This window comes from Labrys sp. F242, from assembly GCF_057813875.1.
The window spans coordinates 181,680-198,465 of record NZ_JBVASG010000002.1 but is presented as its reverse complement, the minus strand read 5'-3'; the positions used below and the strand labels follow the sequence as shown (position 1 = coordinate 198,465).

The window sequence follows — 16,786 nt, the reverse complement described above, 5'->3', positions numbered from 1 at the left end:
TTCTACCCAGATAGGAGACTTGCTCATGCGCGTATTCGTGACCGGCGCAACCGGATTCATCGGCTCGGCCGTGGTGAAGGAATTGATCGGGGCAGGCCATCAGGTGCTCGGCCTGGTCCGTTCGGAAGACAAGGCCGCTGCCCTGGCCGGGGTGGGCGCCGAAGCCCATCGGGGCTCGCTAGAAGACTTCGACAGCCTCAGGGTCGGCGCTAACAACTCGGATGGCGTCATCCACCTCGCCTTCAACCATGATTTCTCGACTTTCGCCGCCAATTGCGAGGATGATCGCCGCGTGATCGCGGCGCTCGGCTCCGCACTTGCCGGCTCTGACAGGCCCCTGATCGTGACCTCGGGCACCGCCATGGCCAGTACCGTGCCTGGCGAGTTGGCCCGGGAGGACGGCGCCGTAGTCAGTTCGAAAGTAATCCCGCGCGCCGCCTCGGAGGAGGCCGCTGCGGCCGTGGCCGCGGAGGGCGGGAACGTCTCGGTCGTGCGCCTTCCCCAGGTCCACGATACTGTCAGGCAGGGCCTCGTCACTTATGCAATCGCAGTGGCCCGCGAAAAGGGCGTGTCGGCCTATATTGGGGAGGGTCGGAACCGCTGGTCGGCGGCCCATATCCTCGATGTCGCCCGCCTCTACCGCCTCGTGCTGGAGAAGGCCGAGCCCGGTGCGAAATACCATGCGGTGGCGGAGGAAGGTGTGACGCAGCGAGAAATCGCGGAGGTGATCGGCCGGGGCCTGAAGGTGCCGGCCAGGTCGATTCCCCTCAGCGAGGCCGGAGCCCATTTTGGCTGGCTCGGCCTGTTTGCCGGGCACGACATGCCGGCTTCCAGTGAGCAGACCCGCAGGACGCTGGGATGGCAGCCCGCCGGCCCCGGCCTGATCGCCGATCTCGAGGCGATGGATTACGCGGTGTGAGAGGCAATTCCCCTCTCCCAAGTTGGGGGAGGGGGCTCAGGCGAAATTCATCGGGTCGATGTCGATGTCCACGGCCAGTTGTCCGCTCACCTTCGGTCCGGCAGCGAGCCAGGCGCGGATATAGTCCTGTAGGGCGAAGTCGCGCGGGGCCTGCAGGATCAGGCGCATGCGGTGGCGGCCGCGGATCACCGCGATCGGCGCCTCGGCCGGGCCGAGCACGCGCAGGGCGGCATCGAAGGGCGCCGATTTGACGAGCTGGCGGGCAAAACCCTCCGCCTTGCCGCGATCCTCATCGGAAATGGTGAGCGCGGCCATGCGGCCATAGGGTGGCAAGCCGGCCTTGGCGCGCACTGCGATCTCGCGCGCATAGAAGCTCTCCTTGTCGCCTGAGACCAGCGCCTGCATCACTGGATGGCTGGGGTCGTAGCTCTGCAGCAAAGCGCGCCCCGGGCGCTCGCCGCGCCCGGCCCGGCCGGTGACCTGGCCGAGGAGCTGGAAGGTGCGCTCTGCCGCGCGCGGATCGCCGGTGCCAAGGCCGAGATCGGCATCAACAACGCCGACCAGCGTCAGAAAAGGGAAATTGTGCCCCTTGGCGACGAGCTGCGTGCCGATCACGAGGTTGGCCTCGCCCTTGGCCACGCTGTCGAGTTCCTGGCGCAGGCGCTCGGCGCTGCCATGGATGTCGGAGGACAGGATCACCGTGTGAGCCTCGGGGAAGAGACCCGAGACCTCCTCGGCGATGCGCTCCACGCCCGGCCCGCACGGGGTGAGCGTGTCCTCGCCCTCACAGCTCGGGCACTGGCGCGGCACGGGCGCGGTGTGGCCGCAATGGTGGCAGACCAGGCTCTTGCGGAAACGGTGCTCCACCAGCCAGGCCGTGCAGTTCGGGCATTGGAAGCGATGCCCGCATTTGCGGCAGAGGGTGAGCGGGGCATAGCCGCGCCGGTTGAGGAAGAGCAGGGCCTGCTCCCCTGCCACCAGGGTTTCCTTCACGGCCGAGACTAGGCGGGGCGCGATGAACTTGCCGCGCTCGGGGCCGCCCTCGCGCATGTCGACCGTGGCGATCGCGGGCAGCGCCCGCCCGCCATAACGCTGGGGCAAAGTGATATGGCCGTAGCGGCCGCGATCGGCATTCACCCTCGATTCGATCGAGGGGGTGGCCGAGGCCAGCACCACCGGCGCGTCGATCAGCCGGGCCCGCACCACGGCCATGTCGCGGGCATTGTAGCGCGGCCCGTCCTCCTGCTTGTAGGCGCTGTCATGCTCCTCGTCGACGATGATGACTCTCAGATCGACGAAGGGAAGGAACAGGGCCGAGCGGGCGCCGGCCACCACCGCGACCTCGCCCTTGGCGATGCCGTGCCAGAGCTTGGCCCGCTTGTTGGCCGATACGCCTGAATGCCATTCGGCCGGGCGCACGCCGAAGCGCTCGGCGAAGCGGTCGAGGAACTGGTTGGTCAGCGCGATCTCGGGCAGCATGATCAGCGCCTGGCCGCCCTGCTTGACGGCTTCGGCCACCGCCTCGAAATAGACCTCGGTCTTGCCCGAACCGGTGACGCCTTCCAGCAGCATCGCCGAGAAGCGCCGCGCCGCCACGGCCTGGCAGAGGCTGGCGGCGGCCAGCGCCTGCGCTTCGTTCAGGCTGGCGCTGCCATAGGCCAGATCCGGGGTGCCGGCCACCGGCTCGGGCGGCAGAGCCAGAGGCTCGACGGCACCGGCATCGACCAGGCCGTCGACCACGCTCGGCGATACGCCGGTCGCCTCGATCAGCGCGCGCTTTTCATGCACGAAACCATCGGACAGGTGGTCGAGCACGCGCCGGCGCGCCGCCGTGAGGCGCTCGGGCTCGTGCTTGCCCAGGCGATAACCGAGCCTCTGCTTTTCAGGCGGCAATTCGGGGGCGCGCAGCGCCATGCGCATGATCATGCCGCGTGGCGTCAGCGTCCAGTTCGCCACCCATTCGATGAAGCGGCGCATTTCGGCGCCGAGCGGAGGTATGTCGAGGCGTTCCTCGACATATTTCAGCCGGTTAGAGGAGGCAGGCAGCACGCCGTCGCCGTCCCAGACCACGCCGACCACCTCGCGCGGCCCGAGTGTGACGCGCACGATATCGCCCGGCATCAGCGTGTTGCCGAAGGGCACGCGGTAGCTGTAGGTGCGCTCCAGCGCCACCGGCAGCAGCACCTCGACGACTTCGCCCGGGTTAGCCATGAGCACGCCTGCGGTGCCATGGCGATGCGCCCGCTGTCATTGGTTCGGCCTCGATCATACCCTGACAGGTCGAGGAGGGGGGTGAGTCTGTCAAGGACCTGCCCTTCAGAACATGCCGACGCTCGCAGGGTGACGTGGCGGCATGAAAAGCTTGGCTGGCCTGATCTCTCATCGCTATGGTTCGTTTGAGGGCGGGGAGGCTAATCGAGAAGCAAGAGGTGCCGCTTATGGGGATCGATGCGGCTGCAAGGAAACCCGTGGGAGTGCGGAAATGGCTCAGATCGACAAGGATGAGGCTCCAGGCTGGCATGCCATCGATGCAGCTTGTGAGCGTCTCTATCCCGGGCAGAAGGAAGTCCATGTCGCCGCGGTGCCGCCGCCAGGCTTGGGGGGCTCCAGCGTCCTCAACGGTGTTTCTGTCTACCAGGGCGCCGGCGACACGCCGCATTGGCACTATGTCACCTATGGCTTGACCGAACTGTTCGGCAAGGAATCCAGCGATCCGGACGAGAGTGGTTTTGGTTTCGAACTCACCTTTCGCCTCAGGCGCGGTGAGGAGACGGAACCACCGAAATGGCCGTTCGAGATGTTGCAGGGGCTGGGCCGCTATGTCTTCAACACCGGCAATGTGTTCGAACCGGGACATTACCGCCAGCGCCTCGCCCCGATCGTGCAGGAAATCGAGACGCAGATTTTCAGCCTGATCTTCATTGCCGATCCTGACTTGCCCGATCTCGACACCCCAAACGGCAAGGTGCGTTTCGTCCAGGCCGTCGGCATCACCAGCGACGAGATGGATGCCGTCTGGAATGTCGGCGTCGACATGATCGAATCCCTGCTGGCCCGCCGCTCGACCAAACGAGTGACGGATATTGCCAGGACCAGTATCCTCGCCGATCCCGTTGTGCTGGGCGCTGTCGAGGATCGAGCCCGGCAGGATGGTTCACCCACCGAAGTCATCTATGGCGATCGTGTCGAGGCCGAAAGGGACGGTTCGACCACCACGCTGATCTTCAGCGCCACCACGATGCGCTCCCTGCTGGCGGTGCTGCCCTATCGCTGGCCGTTCGGTCGGGAGCTGTCGCTCTATCATCCGGAGTGTGTCGTGGTCTGGGGAAAAGGCGATGCGAATGCCGTCCGCAACCACGGTATCCATACGCATGCCACCCTCGACGATCGAGGCTACCGCGAACTTTTGGCGACCCTGCGCCCCGTCGCCGGCAACTACGCAGTGCCATCCCTTCCCGGGCTCAGCCTTCAGGTCGAGGCGACGGAAATTCGGAATGCGGAGGGCAAAGTCGTCTACCGCATCGGCGCAGCAGGCTGAAGGGTTGGCGAGGCTGCCTACGATCCCGGGCAGCCTTCGCTCGCCATGCTTTTCTTGTAGCGCTTTTCTTGCACCTTCCCCCTTGCTCGTCTAATCAGCCGGCATTCCAATCAAAGGTGACAGGTCATGGCGACGCAAAAGCTCCTCCTTCTTCCTGGCGACGGCATCGGTGTCGAGGTGATGGCGGAGGTCAAACACCTGATCGCCTTCCTCAACAAGACCGGTCTCGCCTCCTTCGAGACGGAAGAGGATCTGGTCGGCGGCGCTGCCTATGACGCCCATGGCAAGGCGATCTCCGAGGACGCCATGAAGCTCGCCGATCAGGCCGATGCGGTTATGTTCGGCGCGGTCGGCGGCCCGAAATGGGCCGATGTTCCCTATGAGGCGCGCCCGGAAGCCGGCCTGCTGCGCCTGCGCAAGGATCTCGGCCTCTTCGCCAATCTGCGGCCCGCCGTGTGCTATCCGGCGCTGGCCGAGGCCTCCTCGCTCAAGCGCGAGCTGGTCGAGGGCCTCGACATCATGATCGTGCGCGAGCTTACCGGCGGCGTCTATTTCGGCGAGCCCAAGGAGATCGTCACGCTGGAGAACGGCGAAAAGCGCGCCGTCGACACCCAGGTCTACACCACCCATGAAATCGAGCGCATCGCCCGCGTCGCCTTCGACCTCGCCAAGGTGCGCGGCAACAAGGTGCATTCGTCTGAAAAGCACAATGTCATGAAGTCGGGCGTGTTGTGGAAGCAGGTCGTCACCGAGGTCCATAAGGCCGAATATGCCGACGTGAAGCTCGAGCACATCCTAGCCGACAATTGCGGCATGCAGTTGGTGCGCACGCCCAAGCAGTTCGACGTGATCGTCTGTGACAACCTGTTCGGTGACATGCTCTCCGACGTCGCGGCCATGCTGACCGGCTCGCTCGGCATGCTGCCCTCGGCCGCGCTCGGCGCCGAGGATGCCAAGACTGGCAAGCGCAAGGCGATGTATGAGCCGGTACACGGCTCAGCGCCCGACATCGCCGGCAAGGGCCTGGCCAATCCGATCGCCACGCTTGCCTCCTTCGGCATGGCGCTGCGCTATTCCTTCGGGCTCAGCGAAGCGGCCGATCGCCTCGACGCCGCCATCTCGGCGGTGCTGAGCGAGGGCCTGCGCACCAAGGACATCGCCAGTGCCGGCCAAAACGCCGTCTCCACCAGCGAGATGGGCGCGGCCGTGATCAAGGCGATGGGGTAAGGCCGCCTGGGCGAAAAATAGCTGCCCCATCTGTGCCAGCGGACGTCTCATCCGTCTCGATCAAGTCAACGAGGCGCGGTAATCCCTTTCCGGTTTCGGGGAGGGTGGCCCGGCGGGCCGGGTGGGGGCGGATGGCTCAGCCTTAGGTCTGTTAGCCCGCTGGCGCCACGCTCCCCTTCCGCCGCTTCGCGGCACCTTCCCCGAAACCGGGGAAGGATATCCGCGCCCTATTATGAAAAGGCTTGCGAGTTCGTCGGTCGCCGCCACAGGCCTTCGCGTTCGAGATCGTCCATCGTGCGCGAAATGCCCTCGCGCAGGATGGCCGCCATGTCGTCGATCTGGGTGCGCGTGATGGTGAGCGGCGGAGACATCACGCACATATTGACAATCGGCCGCACCAGCAGGCCGAGCTCCTGGCAGTGGCCGTCGATGCGCTTGCCGATGGTCTCGTCGAGCTCGCCGGCAGGCCCAGCGACGCATTCGATACAGGCCATCATGCCGACGCCGCGCACCTCGCCGACCAAGGGCAGGTCCATGAGGCTCCTGAGCCGGGCCTGGAAATAGGGCGCGACCTCGCGCACATGGTCGAGGACGCCGCCTTCCAGGATATCGAGATTCTTCAGGGCGACAGCGCAGCCGATGGGATGGCTGGTATTGGTCAGGCCATGGGCGAACATCGCCTCGGGATGGTTGGAGCGCCGGAGGTCCTCGAGCAACCGGTCCGAGATCACCACGCCACCCAGCGGGAAATAGCCCGAGGTGACGCCCTTGGCGAAAGTGATCATGTCGGGATCGAGCTCGAACACCTCTCGTGAAGCAAAGACATGCCCGAGGCGGCCGAAAGCCGTAACTACCTCGTCGCAGATGTAGAGGATGTCGTTGGCCCGGCAGATCTCGCGGATGCGTGGGAGATAGCCTTCCGGTGGCACGATGACGCCGCCCGAGGCCTGGATCGGCTCGGCGACGAAGGCCCCGATCCGCTCGGCCCCGATCCGGGCGACGGTGTCGCGGAACTCGTCGACCAGGACATCGGCGAATTCGGCCACCGTCTTGCCGTCGGGGCGGCGGAACGGGTTCGGCGCCGAGAGCTTGACGACGAGGTCGCCGGCGCTGTCCATCCAGTCATTGTCGCGCGGGCGGGCATTGAGCGAGGCGGAAAGATAGGTCGAGCCGTGATAGGCGCTGCCGCGGCTGAGGATGAGCTTCTTGTCCGGGCGCCCGCGCACATTGTTGTAGAACTGCATGAAGCGCAGCGCCGTCTCCACGGCCGAGGACCCGCCGGTGGTGAAGAAGACATGGTTGAGATCGCCGGGTGCGTGGGCGGCGATCCGCTCGGCCAACGCCACAGAGGGCGAACTCGTGGTGTACCAGGGTGAACTGTAGGACAGCGCCATCGCCTGTTCGTGCATAACGTCGGCGAGTTCGCGCCGGCGATGGCCGATATTGGTGCACCACATGCCGGCGGGCCCATCGATCAGGCGCTTGCCGGCGGCATCGGTGATGTAGATGCCGTCGCCCTCGCCGATCAGCGGGCGAGCCTCGTCGCCCACGGTTTCCGCTACGGGCCAGGGCTGGATGAGATGGCGCCTGGCGCGCTCGGTCAGGTCCTCCTCCGCTGCCGCCATCGCCACTGCCGTCGAGCCAATAGTCGCCATCGTCGTCACCTCGTCTTCACCAGCCGGGACATGTCCTTTGGTCGTGCCGGGGAGGGACGGAAATTCCCTCGTCGGCACCACCAAAACGCAGGTCCGTCAGCATTCCTGTCACGGATATCCGATCAGATAATTGCTATACGTTCGTTCGGTTATAATCATTATACTGAACGAACGTATAGCAAAAAATCGCATTGACAATCCCACCGTTCTCGCCAAACATGCTCGAAAGACGCCGGCTGGGATCGCGCGGCGAGGCTTGAGGAAATTTGCGATTTTCATGAATCGCAATTTCTCGCTAGCTATTTGTTTTGACGCATTTTCTTAATCGAAAAGCCGATCAGCTTTTCTGTAAAATGCTATAGGGTGGTCGCATCAGGATGAGCACTTCCACGAGCACGGGCCGTACACGGATCAACCGGGCTGAACGCCGGAGCGAGTTGATCGACGCGACGATCGACTGCCTGGCCCGCTACGGCTATGAAGGCACTACGATCGGCGTCGTCGCCGAGGCGGTCGGCATGTCCCGCGGGATCGTGAACTTTCACTTCGAGACCAAGGAACAATTGCTGCTGGAGACGCTGCGTTTCCTGTCCGACGAATATCGCGATCATTGGCGCGCCGCCCTTGCCCAGGCCGGGCCGTCGACCGCTGAACGACTCTGGGCGATGGTCCTGGCCGATTTCGACCGCAGGATCTGCACGCCGCGCAAGCTGGCGGCCTGGTGCGCCTTTCGCGGCGAGGCGAAGGCCCGTCCGACCTATCGCAGCATGTGCAACGAGACCGACTTGGAGAATCTCGGTGTCGTTGCCGATCTCTGTGCCGAACTGGTGCCGCCGGGCATCGATGCGCACAAGCTGGCGCGGGCAATCGTGTGCATGCTCGAAGGCCTGTGGCTGCATCTGATGATCGCACCCAAGAACCTGTCGCGGGAGGAGGCGCGCGAGGTCGCGGCATCGCATCTTGCCATCGTACTGCCTGACCATTTCACGTCATCGGGACCTATCCCGGCCGTGCGTTCATCCCTGGGCCGACCCATGCCGGAAGCCCAGCCGTCCTGAGCGAGCAAGAAGGAGGAAGCGCCACCGCGAGCACGGATACGAAGACGCTTTCGGGCGGGCCTGCTCGTAGCGCGACAACCGCGATGCAATTTTTTACCCGGACAGCCGGGGCGGATGCGCCGAAGAGCGCTGGTTCCCGCTTGTCCGGATCCTGAGTGACGCCGAGCGGGCCTTTCTCGGTGCGAGCAGCCGCGCTTTTCTGACAGAAGCGAGGCGCCGCGGGATCGCCCAGGCCCCACCACCGCAAGAGCGGCCTTTCGTGCAGGGTCGCAATCCCCATCCGTCGGCGTCTGGCGTCGGCGGCAATGATGACGCACGTCCAGAGGAGATACCCATGCCGTCTCGCCCGACACCGATTTGGAGATCACATTCTCGTCGAAGCCGCTTTCAACCGTCCCAGTTGCTGGCTCTGGCCGGTGCGGCCATGGCCGCTTTCCTGGTCGCGGGGGTCGCGTCGGCGGACGAGAAGGTGGTCAACGTCTATAGCTGGGCCGATTATATCGACCCCTCTACCCTGGAAGGCTTCACCAAGGAGACCGGCATCAAAGTCGTCTATGACACCATGGATTCCAACGAGGTGCTGGAGACCAAGCTCTATGCCGGCCATTCGGGCTATGACGTCGTCGACCCCACCGGCCCCAATCTGAAGAGGGAGATTGCCGCCGGCGTGTTCCAGCCGCTGGACAAGGCCAGGATCCCCAATCTCAAGCATGGCTGGGACAAGGTGTTCCAGCGCCTGGCCTTCTACGATCCCGGCAACCAATACGCCGTGAACTACATGTGGGGTACCACCGGCATCGGCTACAATGTCGACATGGCCAGGAAGCGCCTGGGCGAGGCGCCGATCGACAGCTGGAGTATCGTGTTCAAGCCGGAAAACCTAGCCAAATTCGCCGATTGCGGCGTCAGCATTCTCGATACCCCGGACGAACTGATCCCGCCCGCCCTGAAATATCTCGGGCTCGATCCCGATTCCAAGAACCCGAAGGATATCGCCAAGGCGGGGGAACTGCTCAAGGCGATCAGGCCTCATGTGCGTACCTTCAGCTCCTCGGGCTATCTGAGCGCACTCTCCTCCGGCGATCTTTGCCTGGTGGTCGGCTGGGCCGGAGACGTCATTCAGGCGCGCAACCGAGCCATCGAGGCCCATGCCAAGTCTCCCGATAGCCCTCTGGTCGATATCCGTTATGTCGTCCCGAAGGAAGGCGCCCTGATCTGGGTCGACGGCTGGGCCATCCCCAAGGATGCCCAGCATGTCGAGGAAGCCCACGCCTTCATCGACTATGTGATGCGCCCGGAGGTCGCTGCCAGGAACACGGAGTTCATCTCCTACGCCACCGGCAACCTCGCTGCACAGAAGTTCATCAAGCCCGAGATCCTGAAGGATCCCGCCATCTTCCCGGATGAGGCCACCATGGCGCGTCTGTTTACCACCACGGCGCCGGACGCCAAGATTCAGAAGCTGTGGACGCGGACCTGGACCAACATCAAGACCAACGAGTAGGGGCGGCGAAAGTTCGCCGCGCCTCCTGTCTCCTCTCGATGCAGGCCTATTTCGCCTGGCCGGCCGAGACGTCCATGATCAGCCGCGCCAGCAGATAGAGGCGCGGCACTACCGAATCGAGTTCGACATATTCGGCATCGTTGGAATGGGCGCCGAAACCGCGCAGGCCCAGGCCCTCGATCACCGGTCCCTTGGCCTTCAACGCCGCGAAGGCGGCGTCCGTGCCGCCACCGGAAGCCTTGTCGATCATGGTCAGTTTCTGGCCGATCTCGCCATAGATGGCGCCGGCCCGCGCCGCCAGGGCGCGGCCGGCATCGGTGGGCTGCAGGGGCGGGCGGCGGCGCTCGAACACGGCCTCGATCTTGGCATCGGGCAGGAGTTTCTTGGTGATGCGCTCCTTCACCGTCTTCTCGATGCGGTCGAAATCGGCCGTGCGCAGCATGCGCACATCGGCCTGGGCGGTCGCCTCGGCCGGGATGACGTTGCGATTGGTGCCGGCCTTGGCAACCGTCCAGTTCAGCTTGAGGCCGAGCTTGGCATCGGAGAGACCGCGCATCTGCAGGATCTGGTGCGCCAGTTCGTAGAGTGCGTTGATGCCGCGCTCGGGCGCGGCACCGGCATGGGAGGCCTTACCCTCCACCTTGAGGGCGACTGCGCCGATGCCGGCGGTGGCGAGGGTGACCTTGTCCGTGCCGGTGCCTCCGCCTTCCAGGGAGAACACGGCATCCTGCTCGGCGCCGATCTCGGTGAGAAGTGCGCGCGAGGCGGGCGAGGAGATTTCCTCGTCGCCGTTGATCATCACGGTGAGCGTGCCGTAGTCCTTGAAATCGAGCGCCTTCAGCAGTGCCACGGTGGTGAGGGCGAGGGCGACGCCATGCTTGTCGTCGGCGATGCCGAGGCCATAGGCCTTGTCGCTGTCGATGCGGAAGGGCTGCTGGGCCAGCATGCCCTTCAGATAGACCGTATCCATATGGGCGATCAGGGCGATCTTCTTGGTACCGGTGCCGGTGAAGCGGGCAAGTACGATCTTGCCGAGCTTCTCGGGCGTATCCTGCATGCGGTAGACGTCCTTCGGCTCGATCTGCTGGACCTCGCCGCCCAGGGTCTTGAGGCGATCCGCGATCAGGGTCGCGATCTCAGCCAGGCCATCGGGGTCCTTGCTGCCCGATTCGATCGAGACCAGTGCCTTCATGGTATCGATCAAGGACTGGCGCTGCGCTTTGGCCTGTTTGAGCACGGCCTCCTGTGGGGCGGCCGAGGCGGGGAGGGTCTCGGCGGTGATGGCCAGGGCCGGCAGCGCGGCCATGACGACGGCAAGGGCAGCGGCGCGAGATCGCGAGCAACGAAGCATCTGGTTCCTCTCGGACTGCGATCACCCTCCAATGACCTGGGCGGATGATGCATAAATGCCGCGCATTATCAAAATAGTATGCGGGATGACGGTAAATAGCCTGTGCCAACGGTTCTGCCCGCTGTCCGACCTTTATTCCCGCTGCTTCTCGCCTTACATTGGTGTTGCCGTCACGCGACTTGCATCGGCATGCGATACGGGGCGCGAGATGATCATACCGCTTTACGATGACAACCCGCACCGGCGCATCACCCGAGCCTATGTGAATTGGGGCCTGATCGCCACCAACGTGCTGGTGTTCGTGTTCTTTCAGTCCGGCTATGTGCCCGGCACCTTCGTGGCGGATACGGCCGGCTTTACCTATTCCTACGGCATGATTCCGGTGGTGCTGTTCCAGAAGATGCAGCTCCCGCCCGAATATATAAGGGTGCCGGAATGGCTGACGCCGATCACCTCGTCCTTCGTGCACGGGTCATGGATGCATCTGACCGGTAACATGCTGTTCCTGTGGGTGTTCGGCGACAATGTCGAGGACGATCTCGGGCGCTGGCGCTATTTGTTCTTCTATCTCGCCTGCGGCGTGCTGGCCTCCTTCGCCTACGCCCTCACCGCGCAGGACTCCACCAGCCCTCTGATCGGAGCCTCCGGGGCGATATCGGGGGTGGTGGCCGCCTATGTGCTGCTCCATCCCAAGGTGAAGATCTGGGTGCTCCTGTTCTTCCGCATTCCGCTGAAGCTGCCGGCCTATTGGGCGATCGGGGCTTGGATCCTCTACCAGGCCTATTTCGCCCTCTATGCCTATTTCATTACCTCGACCGACGATGTCGCTTGGTTCGCCCATCTTGGTGGGTTGGTCGCCGGCGCCATTCTGGTGCTGCCGCTCAAGCGCGCGGACGCGCCCTTGTTCGATAACGCGCCGCCCCAGGCGCAGAACGACTGGCGCGACACGTTTGATTGAGCAGGTCCGCAAGACGAGCCTGCAAATGCGCCTGGAATGATCAAGCTTGCGGGCAGGCTTGAACGGGCGCGGTTCGACGACTTTCCTGCATCCCTCCGCCGCTTTGCTCTAACTCCTTGTTTCGACGCATCTTTGCGATTCAAAGTGATTCATTCAGGTCGCTGAACGCTTCATGTCGAGGAGCAGTCTTGCGGCCACTGCCGCTCCATCGCGGCGAATCGTGGCTGAGAAGGCGGTGGCCCTGGCGCTGGTTTTCGGCGCCAGTGCAATAGCGAGCGCGGCCAAGAGCGAGTCGAGGCTCGGGGCCGGGCCGTCATGGGACGCACCGATGCCGAGCGCCGCCACCCGTCCGGCCCAGAACGGCTGGTCCACCACCTGTGGCACGATCACCTGCGGCACGCCCGCCCGCGCCGCCGCCGTGGTGGTGCCGGCACCACCATGATGCACCACCGCCGCGACCTTGGGGAACAGGGCCTGCTGGTTGACGTCGCCGACCAGGAAGCAATCGTCATCTGCCTCCGCCAGAGCGAGTTCGGCCCAGCCGCGAGCAAGCAGGACGCGGCGGCCCTGGGCGCGGATCGCCGCGATCGCCACGGGGCCGGCCGCCTGGGCCGTCGGCATCGACATGCTGCCAAAGCCTGCATAGACCGGCGGGGGACCGGCAGCCAGGAAGGCCTCGAGATCGGCCGGCAGCGGGCGCTCGTCCGGCAGGATCCAGGCGCCGGTCTGTACCACCGTGCTTGCGGCCGGCGGCCAGGGGCTCAGGATCGGGTCCGAAGCCAGCCAGGGGCTGTCGGTAAAGACGTGGTCGCGCACATTGGTGAGCGTCGGCAGGCCGATCCGGGTACGTAGGCCATTCACGGCACCACCGAACAGGGCGTTCATGACGCCGATATTGTGGTCCCACAAGGCCCGGTTGTCGGTGACCCCCGGCGGGTGGGGGTGGCCGGGATACGCATAGGGCGGATGATGCGGGGAGGGGATGAAGAGCGGGCAATAGCTGACATGGACATAGGCAAGGCCCCGTTCTTCGGCCACCGCCTGTGCCGCGGCGGTGGAGGGAAACAGACCGCAGCCTACAACGGCATCGCAACCCTCGGCCGCCGCGGCCATCACCCGATATTGCCCCTCCAGGACCTCTGCCGCCACCCGGGGCAAGTCGACCGGTCCCTCGCGCACTTCGGCCAGCCAGGGCCGCAATGCCCGGAAGGCCGGCACCAGCCTTACACCGGCGCGAGCCAGGACTGCCTCGAACTCCTCATCCGGCGGCACGCAGGCCTGCACCTCGACGCCGAGATCGCCGAGCCGCGCCCCCAGCGCCGCCACCGGTTCGACATCGCCGCGCGATCCAAAGCTCGTCAACAATACACGCATCCGGCACCCTTTCCCTTGATTGCGGTCGAGGGTTGGGTTGATAGCGCCGGAACGGGGGCTTGCCGCAAGGCCCTTGTGCGCTACATATAAGAAACGGAGGAAGGCAGACTGCCTCCTCCGGATCTCCATGCGATATCGCGGCGCCCCAGGGCGCCGTTTTGTTTAGGCGCCGGGCTGTGCGGCCGCCGGTGCAACGGGTTTGGTCTTGGCGGCAGGAGGCTTTGAGGCCTTGACCTTGACGGGGCTGGCTGGAGCCGGCGCAGCGGTGGCAGCAGGCGTGGCCGCCGGCGGGTTTTCCGCATAGGTCTTCAAGAGCTTGGAACCATAGAAATTTTCCAGCGCCTTGCGGCTCGACTGCACGACCAGAACGCCTTCGATCAGGCCCGGATCCTGGTTGGCGGCTACGATGGCGCCGACCACGCCATTGACCTGTCCTTGATTGCCGACCGTGAACGGCGCCGTCTTGGCGGGCCCGCCTGCCAGATCCGTGACCGTCAGTGTGCCCTTGACGTAATTGGCATCACCGACCAGCAGGGACAGGGCGGGATTCTTCAAATGATAATCGGTCAGGGTGATCGACAGGTGCTTGGCCGCGCCGGTTTGCGGCAGGCGCCGCACGTCCTGGCGCACAGCTTCGGTCAGCCGTGGGGCGAAGCTTGCCGGCACTGGATTGCGCGCAGAGGCAATGGTCGTCACCGTCACGTCCTTGACATAGGCCTCGCCGGGCTTGGGAAACATGCCGGCGGTTGAGCAACTGGCGAGACTGGTTGCAACGAAAAGGGCGCCGACGACTTTCAAACCTGTATCAAACATTGGGAACGTGCTTTCCTTGGGAGCGGGGCTGGAGATCGTCTTCTTGTTCGTGCTCCATGCCTTTGCCGCCAAAGCCGCGGTGAAGAGACACCGCGCCAGTCATTGCGTAGGTTAGGGAGTAGCGAGCAAACCTGAGTCCGAAAACAGCGATCGACTATGCTTCGCGCAAGCCGTGTTTTGCAGGATGTTTGCTTATCAACAGCTTGTTGTTGTTTTCAATTGGGTATGAGGAATGCGAGAGATAGGTTGTTCGACAATAAAAACATATAATGGTACGGTATTACTTCATTGGGAGAAGCCGATCGGGTTGGGCGGGATACCCGTGTTCGACTTGTCTCGCCTATCGCGGTCGGTGATGCGACCCACTCGCCGCCGAGAAAGCCCGTGACTGGCGCTCGCGCGGTCGCTTCACACAAATGTCGCGTTGACACAAAAAGCCGCGCCCTTTAGCTGACTTGCGTCATCAAGTTCAGCGGCGGCGGTCTTGCCGCGACGTGACGTGTCGGTTCGCCGACAGCGCGGGAGGGGCAAGGCCATTATGCGGTCGTTTCATATCGCTCATCGTTCCGGTTCCCCGTCTGGAGAAGCTCCATGAAAGTGCTCGTGCCCGTGAAGCGGGTCGTCGATTACAATGTGAAGATCCGCGTCAAGGCCGATGGCACGGGTGTCGATCTCAACAATGTGAAGATGTCGATGAACCCCTTCGACGAGATCGGCGTCGAGGAAGCGCTGCGTCTGAAGGAAGCCGGCAAGGCGACCGAGGTCGTGGTTGTTTCGATCGGTCCGGCCCAGGCGGCCGAGACGCTGCGCTCGGGTCTTGCCATGGGCGCCGACCGCGGCATCCTGGTCAAGACCGACGCCACCGTCGAACCACTCGCCGTGGCCAAGCTGCTCAAGGCGGTGATCGGCAATGAGGCACCGGGCCTGGTCATCCTCGGCAAGCAGGCGATCGACGACGACATGAACGCCACCGGCCAGATGCTGGCGGCGCTGCTGGGCTGGCCGCAGGGCACCTTCGCCTCCAAACTCGATGTCGGCAGCGACAAGGTCGACGTCACGCGCGAGGTCGATGGCGGCCTGCAGACCGTCTCGCTCAACCTGCCGGCGATCATCACCACGGATCTGCGCCTCAACGAGCCGCGCTATGCTTCGCTGCCCAACATCATGAAGGCGAAGAAGAAGCCGATCGACGAGACCAGCCCCGAAGCGCTCGGCGTCGACATCGCGCCGCGCCTGACCGTGGTGAAGACGGTGGAGCCGCCGGCACGCCAGGCCGGCAAGAAGGTCGCCTCGGTGGCCGAGCTGGTCGACAAGCTCAAGAACGAAGCCGGCGTCATCTGAGCCGAGAAGGATTGATATCATGACCACTCTTCTCATCGCAGAAATCGACGCCACTGGCCTCAAGGACGTTACCAACCGCGCCCTCACCGCGGCCATCGAGCTCGGCGGCCCGGTGCATGTGCTGGTGGCTGGCGCCAACGCCCAGGCTGCCGCCGAGGCTGCTGCCAAGCTCGCCGGGGTCGAAAAGGTCCTGGTGGCCGATGCCGCCTATGAGCATCGCCTGGCCGAGCCGACGGCCGCCCTGATCGTCAGTCTGGCCGGCGGCTATGACGCCATCGTCGCGCCCTCGACTGCGGCCTGGAAGAACGTGCTGCCGCGCGTTGCCGCTTTGCTCGACGTCATGCAGATCTCCGACATCGTCAAGGTCGTCTCGCCCGATACCTTCGAGCGGCCGATCTATGCCGGCAACGCCATCCAGACCGTGACCTCGGCCGACGCCAAGAAGGTGATCACCGTGCGCACCGCCTCCTTCGCCGCGACGGGCGAGGGCGGTTCGGCGGCGGTGGAGCCGGCGGCGGCCGCAGCCGATCCCGGCCTCTCGACCTTCAAGGGCGAGGAACTGGCCAAATCCGACCGTCCGGAACTGGCCTCGGCCAAGATCATCATCTCGGGCGGCCGGGCCATGGCCAACCGCGAGAACTTCGCCACCTATATCGAGCCGGTGGCCGACAAGCTCGGCGCCGCCATGGGTGCCTCGCGCGCCGCGGTCGATGCGGGTTATGCCCCCAACGACTGGCAAGTCGGCCAGACCGGCAAGGTGGTCGCTCCCGACCTCTACATCGCCGTCGGCATCTCCGGCGCCATCCAGCATCTGGCCGGCATGAAGGACTCCAAGGTCATCGTCGCCATCAACAAGGACGAAGAGGCCCCGATCTTCCAGGTTGCCGATTATGGCCTGGTGGCGGATCTCTACACGGCCCTGCCGGAACTCAAGGACGAACTCGCCAAGCTCGGCAAGTAAGGAGAGCGGGCGGCATCCGCCCGTCCTCATCGGATGATTTCGATGTGCCGGTCCTCGCGGGCCGGCACATTATCTTTGGAAGACCAG

The 16,786-nt window shown here is 64.5% G+C and carries 13 protein-coding genes; 8 read left to right on the top strand and 5 right to left on the bottom strand.

Going from position 1 to position 16,786, the window contains the following annotated elements:
* Nucleotides 1–25 precede the first annotated feature (25 nt).
* On the top strand, nt 26–919 hold the full coding sequence (locus tag ACZYTC_RS16495; RefSeq protein ID WP_488990097.1) for an SDR family oxidoreductase: 894 nt from the start codon (nt 26–28) through the stop codon (nt 917–919).
* A gap of 36 nt (nt 920–955) precedes the next feature.
* On the opposite strand, the gene ACZYTC_RS16490 is transcribed toward ACZYTC_RS16495, so the two are convergent.
* Nucleotides 956–3,130: a primosomal protein N' gene (locus ACZYTC_RS16490; RefSeq protein WP_488990096.1), complete on the bottom strand. Its 2,175-nt coding sequence runs from the start codon at nt 3,128–3,130 to the stop codon at nt 956–958.
* A 271-nt stretch (nt 3,131–3,401) separates the two neighbouring features.
* On the opposite strand from ACZYTC_RS16490, the gene ACZYTC_RS16485 reads away from it, so the two are divergent.
* Both ACZYTC_RS16485 and leuB read left to right on the top strand, forming a co-directional pair.
* Entirely contained in the window at nt 3,402–4,457 is a 1,056-nt protein-coding gene (locus tag ACZYTC_RS16485; RefSeq protein WP_488990095.1) for a suppressor of fused domain protein, read from the top strand.
* Nucleotides 4,458–4,583: 126 nt separating this feature from the next.
* The gene (leuB, locus tag ACZYTC_RS16480; protein WP_434959409.1) at nt 4,584–5,684 is read left to right on the top strand and encodes a 3-isopropylmalate dehydrogenase; all 1,101 of its coding nucleotides are present in this window, start codon (nt 4,584–4,586) and stop codon (nt 5,682–5,684) included.
* A gap of 230 nt (nt 5,685–5,914) precedes the next feature.
* On the opposite strand, the gene ACZYTC_RS16475 is transcribed toward leuB, so the two are convergent.
* The gene (locus ACZYTC_RS16475; protein WP_434959410.1) at nt 5,915–7,339 is read right to left on the bottom strand and encodes an aminotransferase; all 1,425 of its coding nucleotides are present in this window, start codon (nt 7,337–7,339) and stop codon (nt 5,915–5,917) included.
* 377 nt (nt 7,340–7,716) lie between these two features.
* Here ACZYTC_RS16475 and ACZYTC_RS16470 point away from each other — a divergent pair, with 377 nt between their 5' ends.
* Both ACZYTC_RS16470 and ACZYTC_RS16465 read left to right on the top strand, forming a co-directional pair.
* Nucleotides 7,717–8,397: a TetR/AcrR family transcriptional regulator gene (locus ACZYTC_RS16470; protein ID WP_488990094.1), complete on the top strand. Its 681-nt coding sequence runs from the start codon at nt 7,717–7,719 to the stop codon at nt 8,395–8,397.
* Between the two features lie 424 nt (nt 8,398–8,821).
* Nucleotides 8,822–9,901: a polyamine ABC transporter substrate-binding protein gene (locus ACZYTC_RS16465; RefSeq protein WP_488990093.1), complete on the top strand. Its 1,080-nt coding sequence runs from the start codon at nt 8,822–8,824 to the stop codon at nt 9,899–9,901.
* A 46-nt stretch (nt 9,902–9,947) separates the two neighbouring features.
* Here the strand turns inward: ACZYTC_RS16465 and ACZYTC_RS16460 are convergent, their stop codons facing one another.
* Nucleotides 9,948–11,252 carry a glutamate carboxypeptidase gene (locus ACZYTC_RS16460; RefSeq protein WP_488990092.1) on the bottom strand — a complete coding sequence of 435 codons (1,305 nt, stop codon included), beginning with the start codon at nt 11,250–11,252 and terminating at the stop codon, nt 9,948–9,950.
* 208 nt (nt 11,253–11,460) lie between these two features.
* On the opposite strand from ACZYTC_RS16460, the gene ACZYTC_RS16455 reads away from it, so the two are divergent.
* Nucleotides 11,461–12,210 carry a rhomboid family intramembrane serine protease gene (locus tag ACZYTC_RS16455; protein ID WP_434959414.1) on the top strand — a complete coding sequence of 250 codons (750 nt, stop codon included), beginning with the start codon at nt 11,461–11,463 and terminating at the stop codon, nt 12,208–12,210.
* Nucleotides 12,211–12,363: 153 nt separating this feature from the next.
* On the opposite strand, the gene ACZYTC_RS16450 is transcribed toward ACZYTC_RS16455, so the two are convergent.
* Together ACZYTC_RS16450 and ACZYTC_RS16445 are read right to left on the bottom strand one after the other, a co-directional pair.
* The gene (locus ACZYTC_RS16450) at nt 12,364–13,584 is read right to left on the bottom strand and encodes a nucleotide disphospho-sugar-binding domain-containing protein (protein WP_488990091.1); all 1,221 of its coding nucleotides are present in this window, start codon (nt 13,582–13,584) and stop codon (nt 12,364–12,366) included.
* 162 nt (nt 13,585–13,746) lie between these two features.
* Nucleotides 13,747–14,397, bottom strand: coding sequence for a hypothetical protein (locus ACZYTC_RS16445; RefSeq protein ID WP_488990090.1), 651 nt, complete (start codon nt 14,395–14,397; stop codon nt 13,747–13,749).
* A gap of 591 nt (nt 14,398–14,988) precedes the next feature.
* On the opposite strand from ACZYTC_RS16445, the gene ACZYTC_RS16440 reads away from it, so the two are divergent.
* Both ACZYTC_RS16440 and ACZYTC_RS16435 read left to right on the top strand, forming a co-directional pair.
* The gene (locus tag ACZYTC_RS16440; RefSeq protein WP_488990089.1) at nt 14,989–15,738 is read left to right on the top strand and encodes an electron transfer flavoprotein subunit beta/FixA family protein; all 750 of its coding nucleotides are present in this window, start codon (nt 14,989–14,991) and stop codon (nt 15,736–15,738) included.
* Between the two features lie 19 nt (nt 15,739–15,757).
* Entirely contained in the window at nt 15,758–16,699 is a 942-nt protein-coding gene (locus ACZYTC_RS16435; RefSeq protein ID WP_434959418.1) for an electron transfer flavoprotein subunit alpha/FixB family protein, read from the top strand.
* Nucleotides 16,700–16,786 lie beyond the last annotated feature (87 nt).